We start from the raw sequence: 14,334 nt of genomic DNA, 5'->3' as shown, positions 1-14,334 counted from the left end.
TCCGGCAAAAAAACGATCACCATATGGTCCGGTGCCATACTTCGTGCTTAACAGTGCAGGTGCACCATCCTGGTGCTTCTGCTCGCCGGGCGCGCTGCCATTTCCCGGCGAGTGCCGTTCTGATACGGCCCGCTTACCGGGCCGTCAGAGTTTATTTACCGCTCTTCACTTTGGTCCACGCGCGGGTCCGCACGCGGTCGATCTTCGGATCCTGCACCTTCAGCGTGAACAGTTTGGCGAACACATCCGCTGGCGGATAAATCGCCGGGTTGTTACGGATAGTCTCGCTGACCAGCGGCGTAGAGGCCTTGTTGCCGTTGGCGTAGAACACCTGGTCGCTGATTTTGGCGATCACATCCGGGCGCATCAGATAGTTAAGGAACTGATAGGCCTCATCTTTATTCTTAGCGTCGGCCGGCATCGCAAAGACGTCAAAGAACGCCAGGGCGCCTTCCTTCGGAATAAAGTAGGAGACGTTGACGCCGTTCTTCGCCTCTTTCGCGCGGTTCGCCGCCTGCCAGACGTCCCCTGCCCAGCCGATCGCCACGCAGATGTCGCCATTGGCGAGGTCGTTAATATATTGCGAAGAGTGGAAGTAGCGGATGTTCGGCCGCAGCTTCAGCAGCAGATCGGTGGCCGGACCGGTGTAATCATTCGCTTTGCTGCTGTTCGGATCCTTGCCAAGGTAGTTCAGCACGGTGGCGAAAATCTCTTCCGGCGCGTCGAGGAAGGAGACGCCGCAGCTTTTCAGTTTTTCAAGGTTCTCCGGCTTCAGCACCAGATCCCAGCTGTCCACCGGCGCATCTTTGCCGAGGACGGCTTTCACCTTATCCACGTTGTAGCCAATGCCCGTCGTCGCCCACAGGTAAGGCATGGCGTATTTATTCTCCGGGTCATGCTTGGCGACCAGCTTCAGCACTTCGGGGTCGAGATTCTTCCAGTTAGGCAGTTTGCTCTTATCCAGCGGCTGGAACACGCCCGCCGCCAGCTGGCGCTCAAGGAAGCTGGCCGATGGCACCACCAGATCGAAACCGGTGCTGCCGGCCATTAATTTACCTTCCAGCACTTCATTGGAATCAAAAACGTCATACACGACTTTAATCCCGGTCTCTTTTTCGAAATTGGCCACGGTGTCCGGCGCAATATAATCAGACCAGTTATAGACATGCAGGGTTTTTTGTTCGGCGGCGAGCGAACCGGCAGAGACGGCCATCAGCGCACCCGTAACCAGACCTGTTAACCATTTTTTACCAAAGGCGGTCATATCTCTTTTCCTTCTCAACGCCCGTTAACTTACGGGCTCAAATATACGCATTTCTACGCATGCAAAAATCATGCATATTTTTTCATTGCCTGAGAAAAGGAGAGCGGATCTCTCCCGGAGTGGTTGCTCGCAACTGGAAGCATCGCCAGAATAACTGTAGCCAGAATAAGAGGCTATAGCCCAGGTAAAAAAACGCCTTTTATCAAATTTTTATGCAATAACGGTCTACGTGATAAGCCAAAACGGCCTGAATGGCGGTGAATAATGCTTTAAAGAAAGGTTAAATGCAGAATAAAAGCGGGTAATACGCAGCCGCTGCGGTAGTGGCTGCGCTAATTTTAGGCAGGTTTAGTGAAGAAAATGGTATTGCACGTTTTCCGCGGCCGGCTCTTCTTCTTCGCCTTTGTACAGCAGCTGATTGGCGCCGGCTTCGAGGATCACCATCGAGATCTGCTCCTCGCTTTGGCGGAAGAACCAGGCGAACTGCTCCATCGTCACCCCGGGGCCGATAGACAGCGACTGGCAGACCACCAGCTTGGGCAAATTATCGTCCTGAATGTCGATAAACGCCTTCACGGTTAACGAACTGGCGTTGATGGCCGAGAGATCCGCCGACAGCGCCAGTAAAGCAGACGGCTTCACCTCCGCCAGGGCGGAAAAGAGCACCACGTTATCCACCAGGTCAATTTTGGCATCAAAAATACCGTCGAAATTCTGCATATGCGGCAGGTGCAATGCCTGACAGGAATCGCACTCAAAAAAGCTGATGCCGATCTCATCCAGCCAGCGACGTAGCGTATCCAGACCTGGAACGACCAGTGAATCCATAGTGCCTGTGACCTCTTACAGTGGAAAAACGACGCCATAGCTTACGCAAAAAAAGCGCCGCATACCATGACAGTCTTGCATCCGGCGGTTAGCCGCCTATTTTCAAACAGAATTCCGGTGTCGCCTGGCGCTCGATCCAGGCGATCATCCTGCTGGCGATGTCCACGCCGGAGGTGGTTTCCACGCCTTCCAGTCCGGGCGAGGCATTCACCTCCATCACCAGCGGCCCGCGGCTGGCGCGTAAAATATCGACACCGGCGACGTCCAGGCCCAGGGTTTGCGTCGCCTTGATGGCAATGGCGCGCTCCTCATCGCTAATCTGCGCCACCGTCGCCATGCCGCCACGGTGCAGGTTAGAGCGAAAATCGCCCTCTTTCGCCCGCCGTTCGATCGCCGCCACCACCTCATTGCCGACCACCAGGCAGCGAATATCGCAGCCTTTCGCCTCGGCAATGTACTCCTGCACCAGGATGTGGGCGTTCAGCCCGCGAAAGGCGTCGATCACGCTCTCCGCCGCCTGGCGGGTCTCCGCCAGCACCACGCCGATCCCCTGGCTGCCCTCCACCAGCTTCACCACCAGCGGCGCGCCGCCGACCATGGCGATCAGATCGCTGGTGTCATCGGGGGAATGAGCGATGCCGGTCAGCGGCAGATCGATGCCCTGGCGCGCCAGCAGCTGCAGCGAGCGCAGCTTATCGCGAGCGCGGGTGATGGCGACCGATTCGTTCAGCGGATAGCTTCCCAGGAGCTCAAACTGACGCAGGGCCGCGGTGCCATAGTAGGTAATCGCCGAGCCAATGCGCGGGATCACCGCATCAAAGTGCGGCAGCTGGCGCCCTTTATAGTGGATCGAAGAGGCCACCGGGCTGACGTTCATATAACAGGAAAGCGGATCGAGGATCTCGACCTGATGCCCGCGCTGTTGCGCCGCTTCGCGCAGGCGTCGACATGAATAAAGCGTTCCATCCCGGGATAATATGGCAATTTTCATCCTGCACCTCTGCAAAAAGACCCGCACTGGCGGGCCTCAGCTATCGAACACACTTCCACCTTTCCTGCCGCCAGCGTCGGATACCGCCTGGCCGGAGCAGCAGTGTACACGTAATCAGCGCGTTGCCCACCCCTGCTTATGCAGATAGTCGAGAATAAACGGACGACTCTCTTTCACGATAGTGCGACGGATATGATCGCTCCAGGTATCGCGGCGGGCGTTGCTGCCGCGCGACAGATAATAGTGCGCCAGCTGTTCGTCATACTCCGCCAGCAGCGCGTTATCCAGCGGCTGATAGCGGTTCTCATGCACCAGCATGGCGGCCGGCATCCGCGGCTTGATGTCCGGGTTATCCGCCGGCCAGCCAAGGCAAAGACCGAACAGCGGCAGGACGTGCTGCGGCAGCTCCAGCAGCTCGGTCACCGCCTCGATGCTGTTGCGCAACCCGCCGATATAGACGCCACCCAGCCCGAGGGACTCGGCGGCGGTCAGCGCGTTTTGCGCCAGCAGCGCCGTATCGACAACGCCGATCAGCAGCTGTTCCGCCAGCCCCAGCTCCGCCTGCGGGCAGATCTGCAGGTGGCGGTTAAAGTCGGCGCAGAAGACCCAAAACTCCGCCGCCTGGGCGACGTGCTGCTGGCCGCCGGTCAGCGGGACCAGACGTTCACGCAGGGCCGGGTCGGTAATACGGATGATGGAGGTGCACTGTAAAAAACTCGAGGTAGATGCCGCTTGCGCGCTGGCGATAATCGCCGCGCGCTGTTCGTCGCTCACGGGCGCATCGGTGAAGTGGCGGATAGAACGGTGGCTGCGCAGCAGCTCAATGGTCGGCGTCATTTCGTTTTTCTCTGTCAGACAAGGATTCAGGCTCAGGAGAGTGAGTTAACTGCGGGGCCACGATCTGCGCCATCCGCCACATCACGACGATGGCGGCGGGGATCATCAGCACGATCCCGGCAAAGAGCATCACCAGCGCCGCGGTCGGGCTGGCAATGGGCGCAGGCAGCTGGACATACTGGTTAAGCGAGAGCCAGGCGAGGGTTAACAGCCCCATCCCGAGGATCTCAACCAGCAGTATGCTTTTTGGCAACGGGGCAAATTTTCGCATCACGCCTCTCCGGTTGATAAACGCGGCGCGCCAGCCAATGCCACCGCGCCGCCGGGTCAGTATACGGGTTTTGATAGTACGACATTTATCAAACATAGCCGTAAACCATCGAAGCAAAAGGCAGAACCTTCTTTCCCTCACCGGCCAATGCAGGCATCATAAGCGCCATTCGCCATCCGGCTGAGGTTTAAGGAGAGAAGCAATGTTTACCGTTATTTTTGGTCGTCCAGGCTGCCCTTACTGCGTTCGCGCCAAAGAGCTGGCAGAAAAACTGACCAACGAGCGTGATGACTTTAACTACCGTTACGTGGATATTCACGCCGAAGGCATCAGCAAAGCTGATCTGGAAAAAACCGTCGGCAAACCGGTTGAAACCGTACCGCAGATTTTCGTCGACCAGAAACACATCGGCGGTTGCACCGATTTCGAAGCCTGGGCGAAAGAGAACCTTGGCCTGTTTGCCTGAGTAAATTTATTTACTCGATGAATGACTGCGCCAGGTATCAAGCCAGGCGCAGATAAACAAAAAGCACAACGCCCCGAGCGCACACCAGAACACCGCGCTCAGTACCCACGCCATCTCCTGCCAGAACGTCCGGTGCGTGACGAAAAACAGCCGCATCGTCACCATACAGACCGGCGCCGCCAGTATCGCGCCGAGCAAAGGACGCAGCACCCGCCGTCCGGGAGAGAGACAGCTCGCCGCCGCCCCTGGCAGCAAAAAGAAGAGCAGGCCCAGCTCCGGGTTGCCGCTGGCGCGAAAGGCCCCTTTCATATGTAACAACAACGATAAGCACACCACAATGAACAGAACGAAGCCACAGATAATGCCGGCCCAACTACGCTCAGATTTCACCGTATCCTCCTGATGTTGCCTCTAACTCACGTCCACGTCGCCCAGTCAGATAAAGCATTTCGGCAATCCATGCCAATAACTCCCCTACCAGCCTAAAAACGATTGTCACTAGCCGCCGCATCCAGGAAGGATTAAACTAGCGGGTATATTTTTGCTGGTTATAACAGGGTGCCAGAATAGGTTCGCGACAACGCGAACGCCTGAGCAACCTTAGACCAAATAACCATTTCCTTCAACAACTTACTAGTAAACGAGAAGTTGGCTTTCGTGAATATAAACGTCGCAGATTTGTTAAACGGGAATTACATCCTGTTATTATTCGTTGTACTTGCATTAGGACTATGCTTGGGAAAACTGCGTCTCGGCTCAGTACAACTTGGTAATTCCATTGGCGTTTTAGTCGTTTCTCTATTATTAGGTCAGCAGCATTTCGCGATTAACACCGATGCCCTTAATCTCGGCTTTATGTTGTTTATTTTTTGCGTCGGCGTGGAAGCCGGTCCTAACTTTTTTTCGATTTTTTTCCGCGACGGGAAAAACTATCTGATGCTGGCCCTGGTGATGGTCGGCAGCGCGATGCTGATCGCCATGGTGCTGGGTAAAGTGTTCGGCTGGGATATCGGGCTCACCGCCGGTATGCTGGCGGGGGCGATGACCTCCACCCCGGTGCTGGTGGGCGCGGGGGACACCCTGCGCCATTTCGGCCTGCCCAGCGATCAGCTGGCGCAGTCGCTTGACCACCTGAGCCTCGGCTATGCCCTGACCTACCTGGTTGGTCTGGTGAGCCTGATCGTCGGCGCCCGCTATATGCCCAAGCTGCAGCATCAGGATCTGCAGACCAGCGCCCAGCAAATCGCCCGCGAGCGCGGCCTCGATACCGATTCCAAACGTAAAGTCTACCTGCCGGTGATCCGCGCCTATCGCGTCGGCCCGGAGCTGGTGGCATGGGCGGATGGCAAAAATCTGCGCGAGCTGGGCATTTATCGCCAGACCGGCTGCTATATCGAACGCATCCGCCGCAACGGCATTCTGGCCAACCCGGACGGCGACGCGGTGCTGCAGATGGGCGACGATATTGCGCTGGTGGGCTACCCGGACGCGCACGCCCGCCTCGACCCGAGCTTCCGCAACGGTAAAGAGGTTTTCGACCGCGACCTGCTCGACATGCGCATCGTCACCGAAGAGATTGTGGTCAAAAACCACAACGCCGTCGGCCGCCGCCTGGCGCAGCTCAAGCTTACCGATCACGGCTGCTTCCTGAACCGGGTCATTCGCAGCCAGATCGAGATGCCTATCGACGACAACGTGGTGCTGAACAAAGGCGACGTGCTGCAGGTCAGCGGCGACGCCCGCCGCGTGAAGACCGTAGCCGACCGCATCGGCTTTATCTCCATTCACAGCCAGGTGACCGACCTCCTCGCCTTCTGCGCCTTCTTTATCGTCGGCCTGATGATCGGCATGATCACCTTCCAGTTCAGCTCCTTCAGCTTCGGCATCGGCAACGCCGCCGGCCTGCTGTTCGCCGGCATCATGCTTGGCTTCCTACGCGCCAACCACCCAACCTTCGGCTATATCCCGCAGGGGGCGCTGAACATGGTGAAAGAGTTTGGCCTGATGGTGTTTATGGCCGGGGTCGGGCTCAGCGCCGGGGCCGGGATCAATAACGGGCTGGGCGCCGTCGGCGGCCAGATGCTGGCGGCCGGGCTTATCGTCAGCCTGGTGCCGGTGGTGATCTGCTTCCTGTTCGGCGCCTACGTGCTGCGCATGAACCGGGCGATGCTGTTCGGCGCCATGATGGGGGCCCGCACCTGCGCCCCGGCGATGGAGATCATCAGCGATACCGCGCGCAGCAACATCCCGGCGCTCGGCTATGCGGGCACCTACGCCATCGCCAACGTGCTGCTCACCCTCGCCGGGACGCTCATCGTGATCATCTGGCCAGGGCTACAATAAATTTTTTGCGAAAAAAGCCGCCACAGGCAGAACTTTTTCTCAGGGCATCAGTCATAAGTAATGCCACTGCTTTTCTTTGATGTCCCCATTTTGTGGAGCCCATCAACCCCGCCACTTCGGTTCAAGGTTGATGGGTTTTTTGTTGCCTGCGTTTAGCCATTCCGGCTGAAACGCCGCCTCAGCGCCCCTCTTCCTGCGCCCTCTCCCCTGCCAGCTGCCCGACCAACATGCGGATCGCCGCCTTCGACAGCGGCGCGCGGTCGGTGACAAAGTGCAGGGTCATCCCTTCAATAAAGGCGTCAAGGCCGCGGGCGGTGTCGGGGGCAAACCACTGCTCCAGCGTCTGCTGGCTGCGCCGCATCCAGTTCTGCATCACCGCCTTCAGCGCTGGCTGGCTGCTGCAGAACGCGTACAGCTGGTACATCAGCTCCATATTGCGCGCCGTGGTCACCTGGGCGCTGAAGATCAGCTCCGCGATGGCATCGCAGGCTTGTTGCCGGTTCGTTACTCCGGCGAAGCTTTGCTGATACTGCGCCGACATCTCGGCGGTAAACAGGTTGAACGCCTCCGCGATCAGCGCCTCGATGCCGCTGAAATAGTAGGTCAGCGACCCCAGCGGCACATTCGCGCAGGTGGCGATTTTACGGTGCGTCACCGCATGGACGCCGTGCGCCGCGATGGTGTCCAGCGTCGCCTGCAGGATGCGCTCGCGGCGCTGCGGATCGTTCGGTCTACGGGCCATGATTTTCCTCTTCCGGTTTATGTACAAATGTACACATGCTTGCTACTGTTGTCTTCACTCTTCTCCTTTAAGGCGTTTACGGATGACGACGCAATCTTCGCGCAGAGCGCTCCAGCTTCGACTGTGGGCGCTGTTTATGTTCTTTTTCATCCCCGGCTTATTAATGGCTTCCTGGGCCACCCGCACGCCGGCGATCCGCGATCTGCTGGCGCTTTCTACCGCAGAGATGGGCGTCGTGCTGTTTGGCCTGTCGGTGGGATCGATGAGCGGTATTCTCTGCTCGGCGTGGCTGGTGAAGCGCTTTGGCACCCGCAAGGTCATCCGCACCACCATGTCCTTCGCCGTACTCGGCATGCTGGTGCTCAGCCTGGCGCTGTGGGTCACCTCCGCCCCGCTGTTCGCCTTCGGTCTGGCCATCTTTGGCGCCAGCTTTGGCTCGGCAGAGGTCGCCATTAACGTCGAGGGCGCGGCGGTTGAGCGGGAGATGAATAAAACGGTGCTGCCGATGATGCACGGCTTCTACAGCTTTGGCACCCTGTTCGGCGCCGGGGTGGGCATGGCGGTGACCGGGTTCGGCCTGCCCGCCGCTCCGCATATTCTGGCGGCCGCGCTGGTGGCCATTCTGCCCATCGCCATTGCCATCCGCGCCATTCCGGAGGGTACCGGTAAAAATGCCGCCGAAGCCGCCCACGGCGAGGCGAAAGGTCTGCCGGTATGGCGCGACGCGCAGTTGCTGCTTATCGGGGTCATCGTCCTGGCGATGGCCTTTGCCGAAGGCTCGGCCAATGACTGGCTGCCGCTGCTGATGGTGGACGGCCACGGCTTTAGCCCCACCTCCGGCTCGCTGATCTATGCCGGCTTCACCCTCGGCATGACGCTGGGCCGCTTTACCGGCGGCTGGTTTATCGATCGCTACAGCCGGGTGACGGTGGTTCGCGGCAGCGCGGTGATGGGCGCCCTGGGTATCGGCCTGATTATCTTCGTCGATAACCCCTGGGTGGCGGGCATCTCGGTGCTGCTGTGGGGCATCGGCGCCTCGCTCGGCTTCCCGCTGACTATTTCCGCCGCCAGCGATACCGGTCCGGATGCCCCTAAGCGCGTCAGCGTGGTGGCGATTACCGGGTATCTTGCTTTCCTCGTCGGGCCGCCGCTGTTGGGCTTCCTCGGCGAGCACTTCGGCCTGCGCAGCGCGATGCTGGTGGTGCTGGGCCTGGTGATGGTGGCGGCGCTGGTCGCCCGCGCGGTGGCTAAGCCACAGTCTGAACCCGTTATGGAGAACAGCTAATGAGCATCAAACTGATTGCGGTGGATATGGACGGCACCTTTTTAAGCGATGCCAAAACCTACAACCGGCCGCGCTTCCTCGCCCAGTATCAACGAATGCGCGAGCAGAACATTCGCTTCGTGGTCGCCAGCGGCAACCAGTACTACCAGTTGATCTCCTTCTTTCCGGAGATCGCCCACCAGATCGCCTTCGTGGCGGAAAACGGCGGCTGGGTAGTGAGCGGCAATGAAGATGTCTTCAACTGCCAGCTGCCGGTTCACCATTTCAACGCCGTGGTCGATCATCTGCAGACGCTGCCGAATATCGAAATCATCGCCTGCGGGAAGCGCAGCGCCTACACCCTCAACCGCTACAACGACGCGCTGAAGACGGTGGCGGCGAAGTATTATCACCGCCTTGAACTGGTGGATGATTTTAACCATCTCGATGACACCATCCTCAAATTTGGTCTCAACGTGCCGGACCGCCTGATCCCGGAAATTCAGCCGAGGCTGCACGCGGCGCTGGGGGACATGGTGACCGCAGTGGCCACCGGCTACGGCAGCATCGACTTAATTATCCCGGGGGTGCACAAAGCCAACGGCCTGCGTATTTTGCAGCAGCGCTGGGGCATCGAGGATCATGAGGTGGTGGCGTTCGGCGACAGCGGCAACGATATCGAAATGCTGCAGCACGCCGGGTTTGGCTTCGCCATGGCCAACGCCCGGGAAGACGTCAAAGCCGTCGCCCGCTATCATGCGCCGCACAACAACGAAGAGGGGGTTCTGCAGATTATCGATAAGGTGTTGGATCGCGAAGCGCCGTTCGCCTGATAAGACCCGGATGCAAGCGCATCCGGGTTGAAAACCGGTTACCCCTGCTGCGAATTGCCGACGCTTTTATCTTTCAGGAAGTAGATCATCAGCCCCAGCCACAGCACCCCGCCCAGCAGGTTAAACAGGCTGAACAGCCCATTGCCGCCCAGCTCGTAAGCATGTTTGCTGAGCTCGATGCCGACGGTGAAGATCAGCATCTGCAGCATTCCCATCGCCGCCGAAACCGTGCCTTTGCTCATCTCGCTGGCGAACAGGGTTAAGCGCACCAGGCCGGCGTTCGCCAGGCCAATCCCGAAGGCGTAGAAGCTCAGGCCGGCGGTCATCCACAGATAGGCGTGGGAAGAGACCACCGTCGCCGCCGCGGAGAGGAGCAGGCCAAACACGATCGGCCAGCCGCCCATGATAATCAGCGAGCGCACGGTACGGCGCGAAGTCAGGCGCGCCAGCACCAGGTTGCCGGCAATCAGCGCGCCGAAAATCGGCACCTGCAGCATGCCATACTCATAGCTGGTGGCTTGTTCGCCGCTGATAATAATGACCGGCGACTGGGCAATCCACGCCAGCAGCGGCAGGCTGACAAAGCCGGTGGCCAGCGCGCCGGCGACGAAGCGCAGGTTTTTCAGCACCAGGCGATAATCGCGGCCCAGCTCTTTGACCGACAGCTTTTCACCCAGCCGCGTCGCGGTCTCCGGCATCGCCCGCTGCAGGCCGACAAACGAGATGGCCGCCAGCACGGCGAACAGCACGAACATCATCTCCCACGGCAGGATATGCACCCAGGCGGCGCCCACCAGCGGCCCCAGCAGCGGAGCAATCAGCGCCACGTTGGCCATCAGGGCAGTGATTTTAATACACACCGCCTCCTCAAAGGACTCCTGGATCGCCGCGTAGCCGACCGCGCCGATAAAGCACAGGCTGATCCCCTGCAGGAAGCGCAGCAGGGTGAACTGCTCAATGGTCTGCGCCAGCAGCGTCGCCAGGCAGGTGACGATAAACCACACCACCCCGGTCAACATCACCGGACGGCGGCCAATACGGTCCGACAGCGGCCCCAGCAGCCACTGTAAAAACATGCCGCCGGCCAGATAGGCGGTCATCGAGGTGGGTACCCACTCGTTGCCCACCTGGAATTCCTGAACCACGGCCAGCATACCCGGCTGGATCATATCGTTGCCGATATAGGTGGAAAACTCGTACAGCACCAGACATAGCGGGAACAGCAGCGCCTGCCTTCCGAGGCGGCGGCCTGAAAGCGAATAATTTTGCATGAAATCTCTTATCTATCAAAAATCGCGCAAAGTGTAATGAAACTCCCGGCGCGGAGATAGTGAATTGTGGGTGACACCGCACAATATTGCGAGTTGCGCGCCACCGTCAGGCTTCTTCTTTGCAATTCACTCGGCGTATATATTCCGTTTATGTTTCAGCAATGTGACAAAGGATATACTGACGCTTTTCAGGGGGTTAGCGCCGCGCCTCAGGAGTCGACATTTCATAACAACCTGATCTTTAAGACAATACTGCTTTATCTCCGCACCGCTTTTATTTAGGGTAGGCGGCTTATTTGCTATCGGACCAACGAGCCTGGAAGTCTATGCTGGAAAATATTAACTACGCGCTGTTCGCCCTGCTCAACGCAACCCCGGCCTCGCCGCAGTGGGCCATTGAGGTGGCGATTTTCATCGCTAAAGATCTGATTCTGATCGTGCCCCTGCTGGTGGTGGCCTTGTGGCTGTGGGGGCCTGCCCAGCGGCAGATGGTGTTTAAGCTGATGCTGGCGCTGACGATCAGCCTGACCGTCTCATGGGCGATCGGCCACCTCTATCCGCACGATCGGCCATTTGTCGCCGGCGTGGGCTATAACTTCCTGCACCATGCGGCGGACGACTCCTTCCCCAGCGACCATGGCACCGTCAGTTTTACCTTTGCCCTGGCCTTCCTGTTCTGGCATCGCCTGTGGTCCGGCGCCCTGCTGATGGCCCTTGCCGCCGCCATCGCCTGGTCCCGCGTCTATCTCGGCGTCCACTGGCCGCTGGACATGGTTGGCGGCCTGCTGGCCGGGATGTGCGGCTGCCTTGGCGCGGCGCTAATCTGGCATACTGTCGGCCCGGCGCTGTACCGTCAGCTGCAGCGCCTCTATCGCCTCTGCTTCTCCCTGCCGATCCGCAAAGGCTGGGTGCGAGGCTAAACGCCGACCGTCGCGGCGGCCACCGCGTGACTAACCCGCAAGCGACAGGTAAAATCCCGCTAACGCCCTGCCTCCGCAGGGCGATTTTAGCGCAGAGGGAATATGGAAACTCGCCGTGACGAACGCATCAGTCAGCTCATTCAGGCACTCAAGCGCAGCGATAAGCTGCATCTGAAAGAAGCGGCCTCCCTGCTTGGGGTGTCGGAAATGACCATTCGTCGCGACCTCAACGGCCACAGCGGTCCGGTCGTGCTGCTCGGCGGATACATTGTGCTGGAGCCGCGCAGCGCCACCCATTACCTGCTCAGCGACCAAAAGACCCGGCTGGTCGAGGAGAAACGCCGCGCCGCCCGCCATGCGGCCGCGCTGCTGGAGCCCCATCAGATGGCCTTCTTCGACTGCGGGACCACCACCCCGTGGATCATCGACGCCATTGACGATGCCCTGCCCTTCACCGGCGTCTGCTACTCCCTGAACACCTTTCTGGCCCTGCAGGAAAAGCCCCAGTGCCGCGCGGTCCTGTGTGGTGGAGAATTTCATGCCAGCAACGCGATTTTTATGCCGCTGAGCCTTGAGGATACCCTCAGCCATCTGAGCCCTGACATCGCCTTTTACTCGGCGGCGGGCATTGACTGCGAACAGGGGGCGACCTGCTATAACCTGGAGGAGCTGCCGGTCAAACACTGGGCGATGCGACACGCGCGCTACCACGTGCTGGTGGTCGACCACAGCAAGTTTGGCAAAGTGCGTCCGGCGCGCATGGGGGCGTTAGCGAAGTTTGACGTGATCGCCAGCGATATCTGCCCGGATGATGAGCTGGTGGCGCTGGCGAAGGCACAGCAGATCTCCCTGCTGTATTGAAGCGTCACTATTGAAGCGTAACTGACCGCGCCCCGCCGGGCGCGGTCATGGCATCAGGAGAACCAGCTGCCGAACCAGCCGTGCAGTTTCATCAGTACGAAGTCGATCATCCGGCTGAAGAAGCCGCCCTCTTTAACCGGCTCCATGACGATCAGCGGGCGCTGCTCGATGGTTTTATCATTCAGCTTAAAGTCGATAGTCCCGACCACCTGCCCCTTCTCCAGCGGCGCGGTAAGCTGCGGCTGGTTTAAGGTGTAGCTGGCTTTCAGGTTTTTCAGCTGGCCCTTCGGCAGGGTGATAGAGCCCGCTTCGCCGGCCCCCAGTTTCGCTTCGCTGCTATCGCCAAACCACACGCGCTGGGTGACGAAGGTGGCATCCGGTTTAATCGGCGTCACGGTTTCATAGAAGCGGAAGCCCCAGGTCAGCAGTTTTTCCGACTCGTTAAAGCGAATGCGGTCGGTTTTGGTCCCCAGCACCACGGCAATCAGACGCATATCGCCCTGAGTAGCCGAAGAAACCAGGTTATAGCCGGCCCCGGCGGTGGTCCCGGTTTTCACGCCATCGGCGTTGAGGTTGGTGCTCCACAGCAGGCGGTTACGGTTTGGCTGGCGAATTTTATTAAAGGTAAACTCTTTCTCTTTATGTACCGCGTACTCTTCCGGTACGTCGTGGATCATCGCTTTGGTCAGTAACGCCATATCGCGGGCGGTACTGAACTGCCCCGGCGCATCGAGGCCGTGGACGGTCATAAAGGTGGTGTTGGTCAGCCCCATTTTTTTGGCGTAGCCGTTCATCAGGCTGACGAAAGCGTCCTGGCTGCCCGCCACGTAGTCCGCAATGGCAATGCTGGCGTCGTTACCGGACTGAATGATGACCCCTTTGTTCAGATCTTCTACTGAAACCTGCATGCCGGGCTTGAGGAACATCACCGATGAACCGCGCAGCGCCGGGTTGCCGGTCGCCCAGGCATCGCGCCCGACGGTCACCATATCGGTCAGTTTAATTTTTCCCGCTTTTATCGCCTGCCCCACCACGTAGCTGGTCATAATCTTCGTCAGACTGGCCGGGTCGAGTTTTTCATCGGCATTGCCTTCGCTCAGCACCTTCCCGCTGGCGTAGTCCATCAGGATCCAGGCGCGAGCGTCAATCGAAGGGGCGTCGGGGAGTTGTTCTGCAGCCTGCACCGCAGGTGCGACAAGAAATAACAGCGCGCAACCTGCCGCGAGGCCGCGAAGGGAAAAAGCGTCATGCATCATAAGAGCCACCCAAGTATCCTTTCCAAACAAAATATGCCGCGCCACTCTGACCGCGCCGCAGCAACCGGTGAGTAAAGCGTACAAATGACCTTAAAGAAACAGCGAGTTGGTAAAGTTTTTAAAGTTTACGCAATAACATGCCGCTGTGCTTTAATCAGAACAATTTTTTTGATCGTGATTGCCTAAA

At 58.9% G+C, this 14,334-nt stretch carries 15 protein-coding genes; 6 read left to right on the top strand and 9 right to left on the bottom strand.

What is annotated here, in order from left to right:
• Positions 1–151 precede the first annotated feature (151 nt).
• The 5 genes from potF to ACOI7Z_RS02095 all read right to left on the bottom strand — a co-directional run bounded on the left by potF (position 152) and on the right by ACOI7Z_RS02095 (position 4,191).
• Positions 152–1,264, bottom strand: a complete 1,113-nt coding sequence (potF, locus tag ACOI7Z_RS02115) for a spermidine/putrescine ABC transporter substrate-binding protein PotF (protein ID WP_023288982.1) — start codon at positions 1,262–1,264, stop codon at positions 152–154.
• 348 nt (positions 1,265–1,612) lie between these two features.
• Complete coding sequence (locus ACOI7Z_RS02110; protein WP_002896365.1) at positions 1,613–2,092, bottom strand: YbjN domain-containing protein; 480 nt, start codon at positions 2,090–2,092, stop codon at positions 1,613–1,615.
• A gap of 88 nt (positions 2,093–2,180) precedes the next feature.
• On the bottom strand, positions 2,181–3,083 hold the full coding sequence (rimK, locus tag ACOI7Z_RS02105) for a 30S ribosomal protein S6--L-glutamate ligase (RefSeq protein WP_087849045.1): 903 nt from the start codon (positions 3,081–3,083) through the stop codon (positions 2,181–2,183).
• Between the two features lie 114 nt (positions 3,084–3,197).
• The gene (gene nfsA, locus ACOI7Z_RS02100) at positions 3,198–3,920 is read right to left on the bottom strand and encodes a nitroreductase NfsA (RefSeq protein WP_032455244.1); all 723 of its coding nucleotides are present in this window, start codon (positions 3,918–3,920) and stop codon (positions 3,198–3,200) included.
• Positions 3,904–4,191 (bottom strand): YbjC family protein, encoded by a 288-nt coding sequence (locus ACOI7Z_RS02095; RefSeq protein ID WP_004201326.1) that lies wholly within the window; start codon positions 4,189–4,191, stop codon positions 3,904–3,906. The genes nfsA and ACOI7Z_RS02095 overlap by 17 nt, the downstream gene beginning before the upstream one ends.
• A 202-nt stretch (positions 4,192–4,393) precedes the next feature.
• Here ACOI7Z_RS02095 and ACOI7Z_RS02090 point away from each other — a divergent pair, with 202 nt between their 5' ends.
• On the top strand, positions 4,394–4,657 hold the full coding sequence (locus tag ACOI7Z_RS02090; RefSeq protein ID WP_002896352.1) for a GrxA family glutaredoxin: 264 nt from the start codon (positions 4,394–4,396) through the stop codon (positions 4,655–4,657).
• Between the two features lie 6 nt (positions 4,658–4,663).
• On the opposite strand, the gene ybjM is transcribed toward ACOI7Z_RS02090, so the two are convergent.
• Positions 4,664–5,047, bottom strand: a complete 384-nt coding sequence (ybjM, locus tag ACOI7Z_RS02085; protein ID WP_002896351.1) for an inner membrane protein YbjM — start codon at positions 5,045–5,047, stop codon at positions 4,664–4,666.
• Positions 5,048–5,314: 267 nt separating this feature from the next.
• On the opposite strand from ybjM, the gene ACOI7Z_RS02080 reads away from it, so the two are divergent.
• Entirely contained in the window at positions 5,315–7,000 is a 1,686-nt protein-coding gene (locus ACOI7Z_RS02080; protein ID WP_004179131.1) for an aspartate:alanine antiporter, read from the top strand.
• Positions 7,001–7,178: 178 nt separating this feature from the next.
• On the opposite strand, the gene ACOI7Z_RS02075 is transcribed toward ACOI7Z_RS02080, so the two are convergent.
• The gene (locus ACOI7Z_RS02075) at positions 7,179–7,742 is read right to left on the bottom strand and encodes a TetR/AcrR family transcriptional regulator (protein ID WP_048334559.1); all 564 of its coding nucleotides are present in this window, start codon (positions 7,740–7,742) and stop codon (positions 7,179–7,181) included.
• Between the two features lie 82 nt (positions 7,743–7,824).
• Here ACOI7Z_RS02075 and ACOI7Z_RS02070 point away from each other — a divergent pair, with 82 nt between their 5' ends.
• Positions 7,825–9,027 (top strand): MFS transporter, encoded by a 1,203-nt coding sequence (locus ACOI7Z_RS02070; protein ID WP_044521889.1) that lies wholly within the window; start codon positions 7,825–7,827, stop codon positions 9,025–9,027.
• The gene (locus tag ACOI7Z_RS02065; protein ID WP_023288977.1) at positions 9,027–9,839 is read left to right on the top strand and encodes a Cof-type HAD-IIB family hydrolase; all 813 of its coding nucleotides are present in this window, start codon (positions 9,027–9,029) and stop codon (positions 9,837–9,839) included. The genes ACOI7Z_RS02070 and ACOI7Z_RS02065 overlap by 1 nt, the downstream gene beginning before the upstream one ends.
• A 38-nt stretch (positions 9,840–9,877) precedes the next feature.
• Here the strand turns inward: ACOI7Z_RS02065 and kdeA are convergent, their stop codons facing one another.
• Positions 9,878–11,110 (bottom strand): multidrug efflux MFS transporter KdeA, encoded by a 1,233-nt coding sequence (kdeA, locus tag ACOI7Z_RS02060; protein WP_004201293.1) that lies wholly within the window; start codon positions 11,108–11,110, stop codon positions 9,878–9,880.
• A gap of 326 nt (positions 11,111–11,436) precedes the next feature.
• Between kdeA and ybjG the strand changes: the two genes are divergently transcribed.
• Together ybjG and deoR are read left to right on the top strand one after the other, a co-directional pair.
• Complete coding sequence (ybjG, locus tag ACOI7Z_RS02055) at positions 11,437–12,030, top strand: undecaprenyl-diphosphate phosphatase (RefSeq protein WP_032455240.1); 594 nt, start codon at positions 11,437–11,439, stop codon at positions 12,028–12,030.
• A 102-nt stretch (positions 12,031–12,132) separates the two neighbouring features.
• Positions 12,133–12,891, top strand: a complete 759-nt coding sequence (deoR, locus tag ACOI7Z_RS02050; protein ID WP_023288975.1) for a DNA-binding transcriptional repressor DeoR — start codon at positions 12,133–12,135, stop codon at positions 12,889–12,891.
• A 53-nt stretch (positions 12,892–12,944) separates the two neighbouring features.
• Here the strand turns inward: deoR and dacC are convergent, their stop codons facing one another.
• A complete protein-coding gene (gene dacC / locus ACOI7Z_RS02045) occupies positions 12,945–14,147 on the bottom strand; it encodes a serine-type D-Ala-D-Ala carboxypeptidase (RefSeq protein WP_004201290.1) in 1,203 nt (400 codons plus the stop codon).
• Positions 14,148–14,334: the final 187 nt, after the last annotated feature.

This window comes from Klebsiella sp. C283 (genome assembly GCF_048822555.1).
Taxonomy (GTDB): Bacteria; Pseudomonadota; Gammaproteobacteria; order Enterobacterales; family Enterobacteriaceae; genus Klebsiella; species Klebsiella quasipneumoniae.
This window is presented reverse-complemented; position numbering and strand designations above follow the sequence as displayed.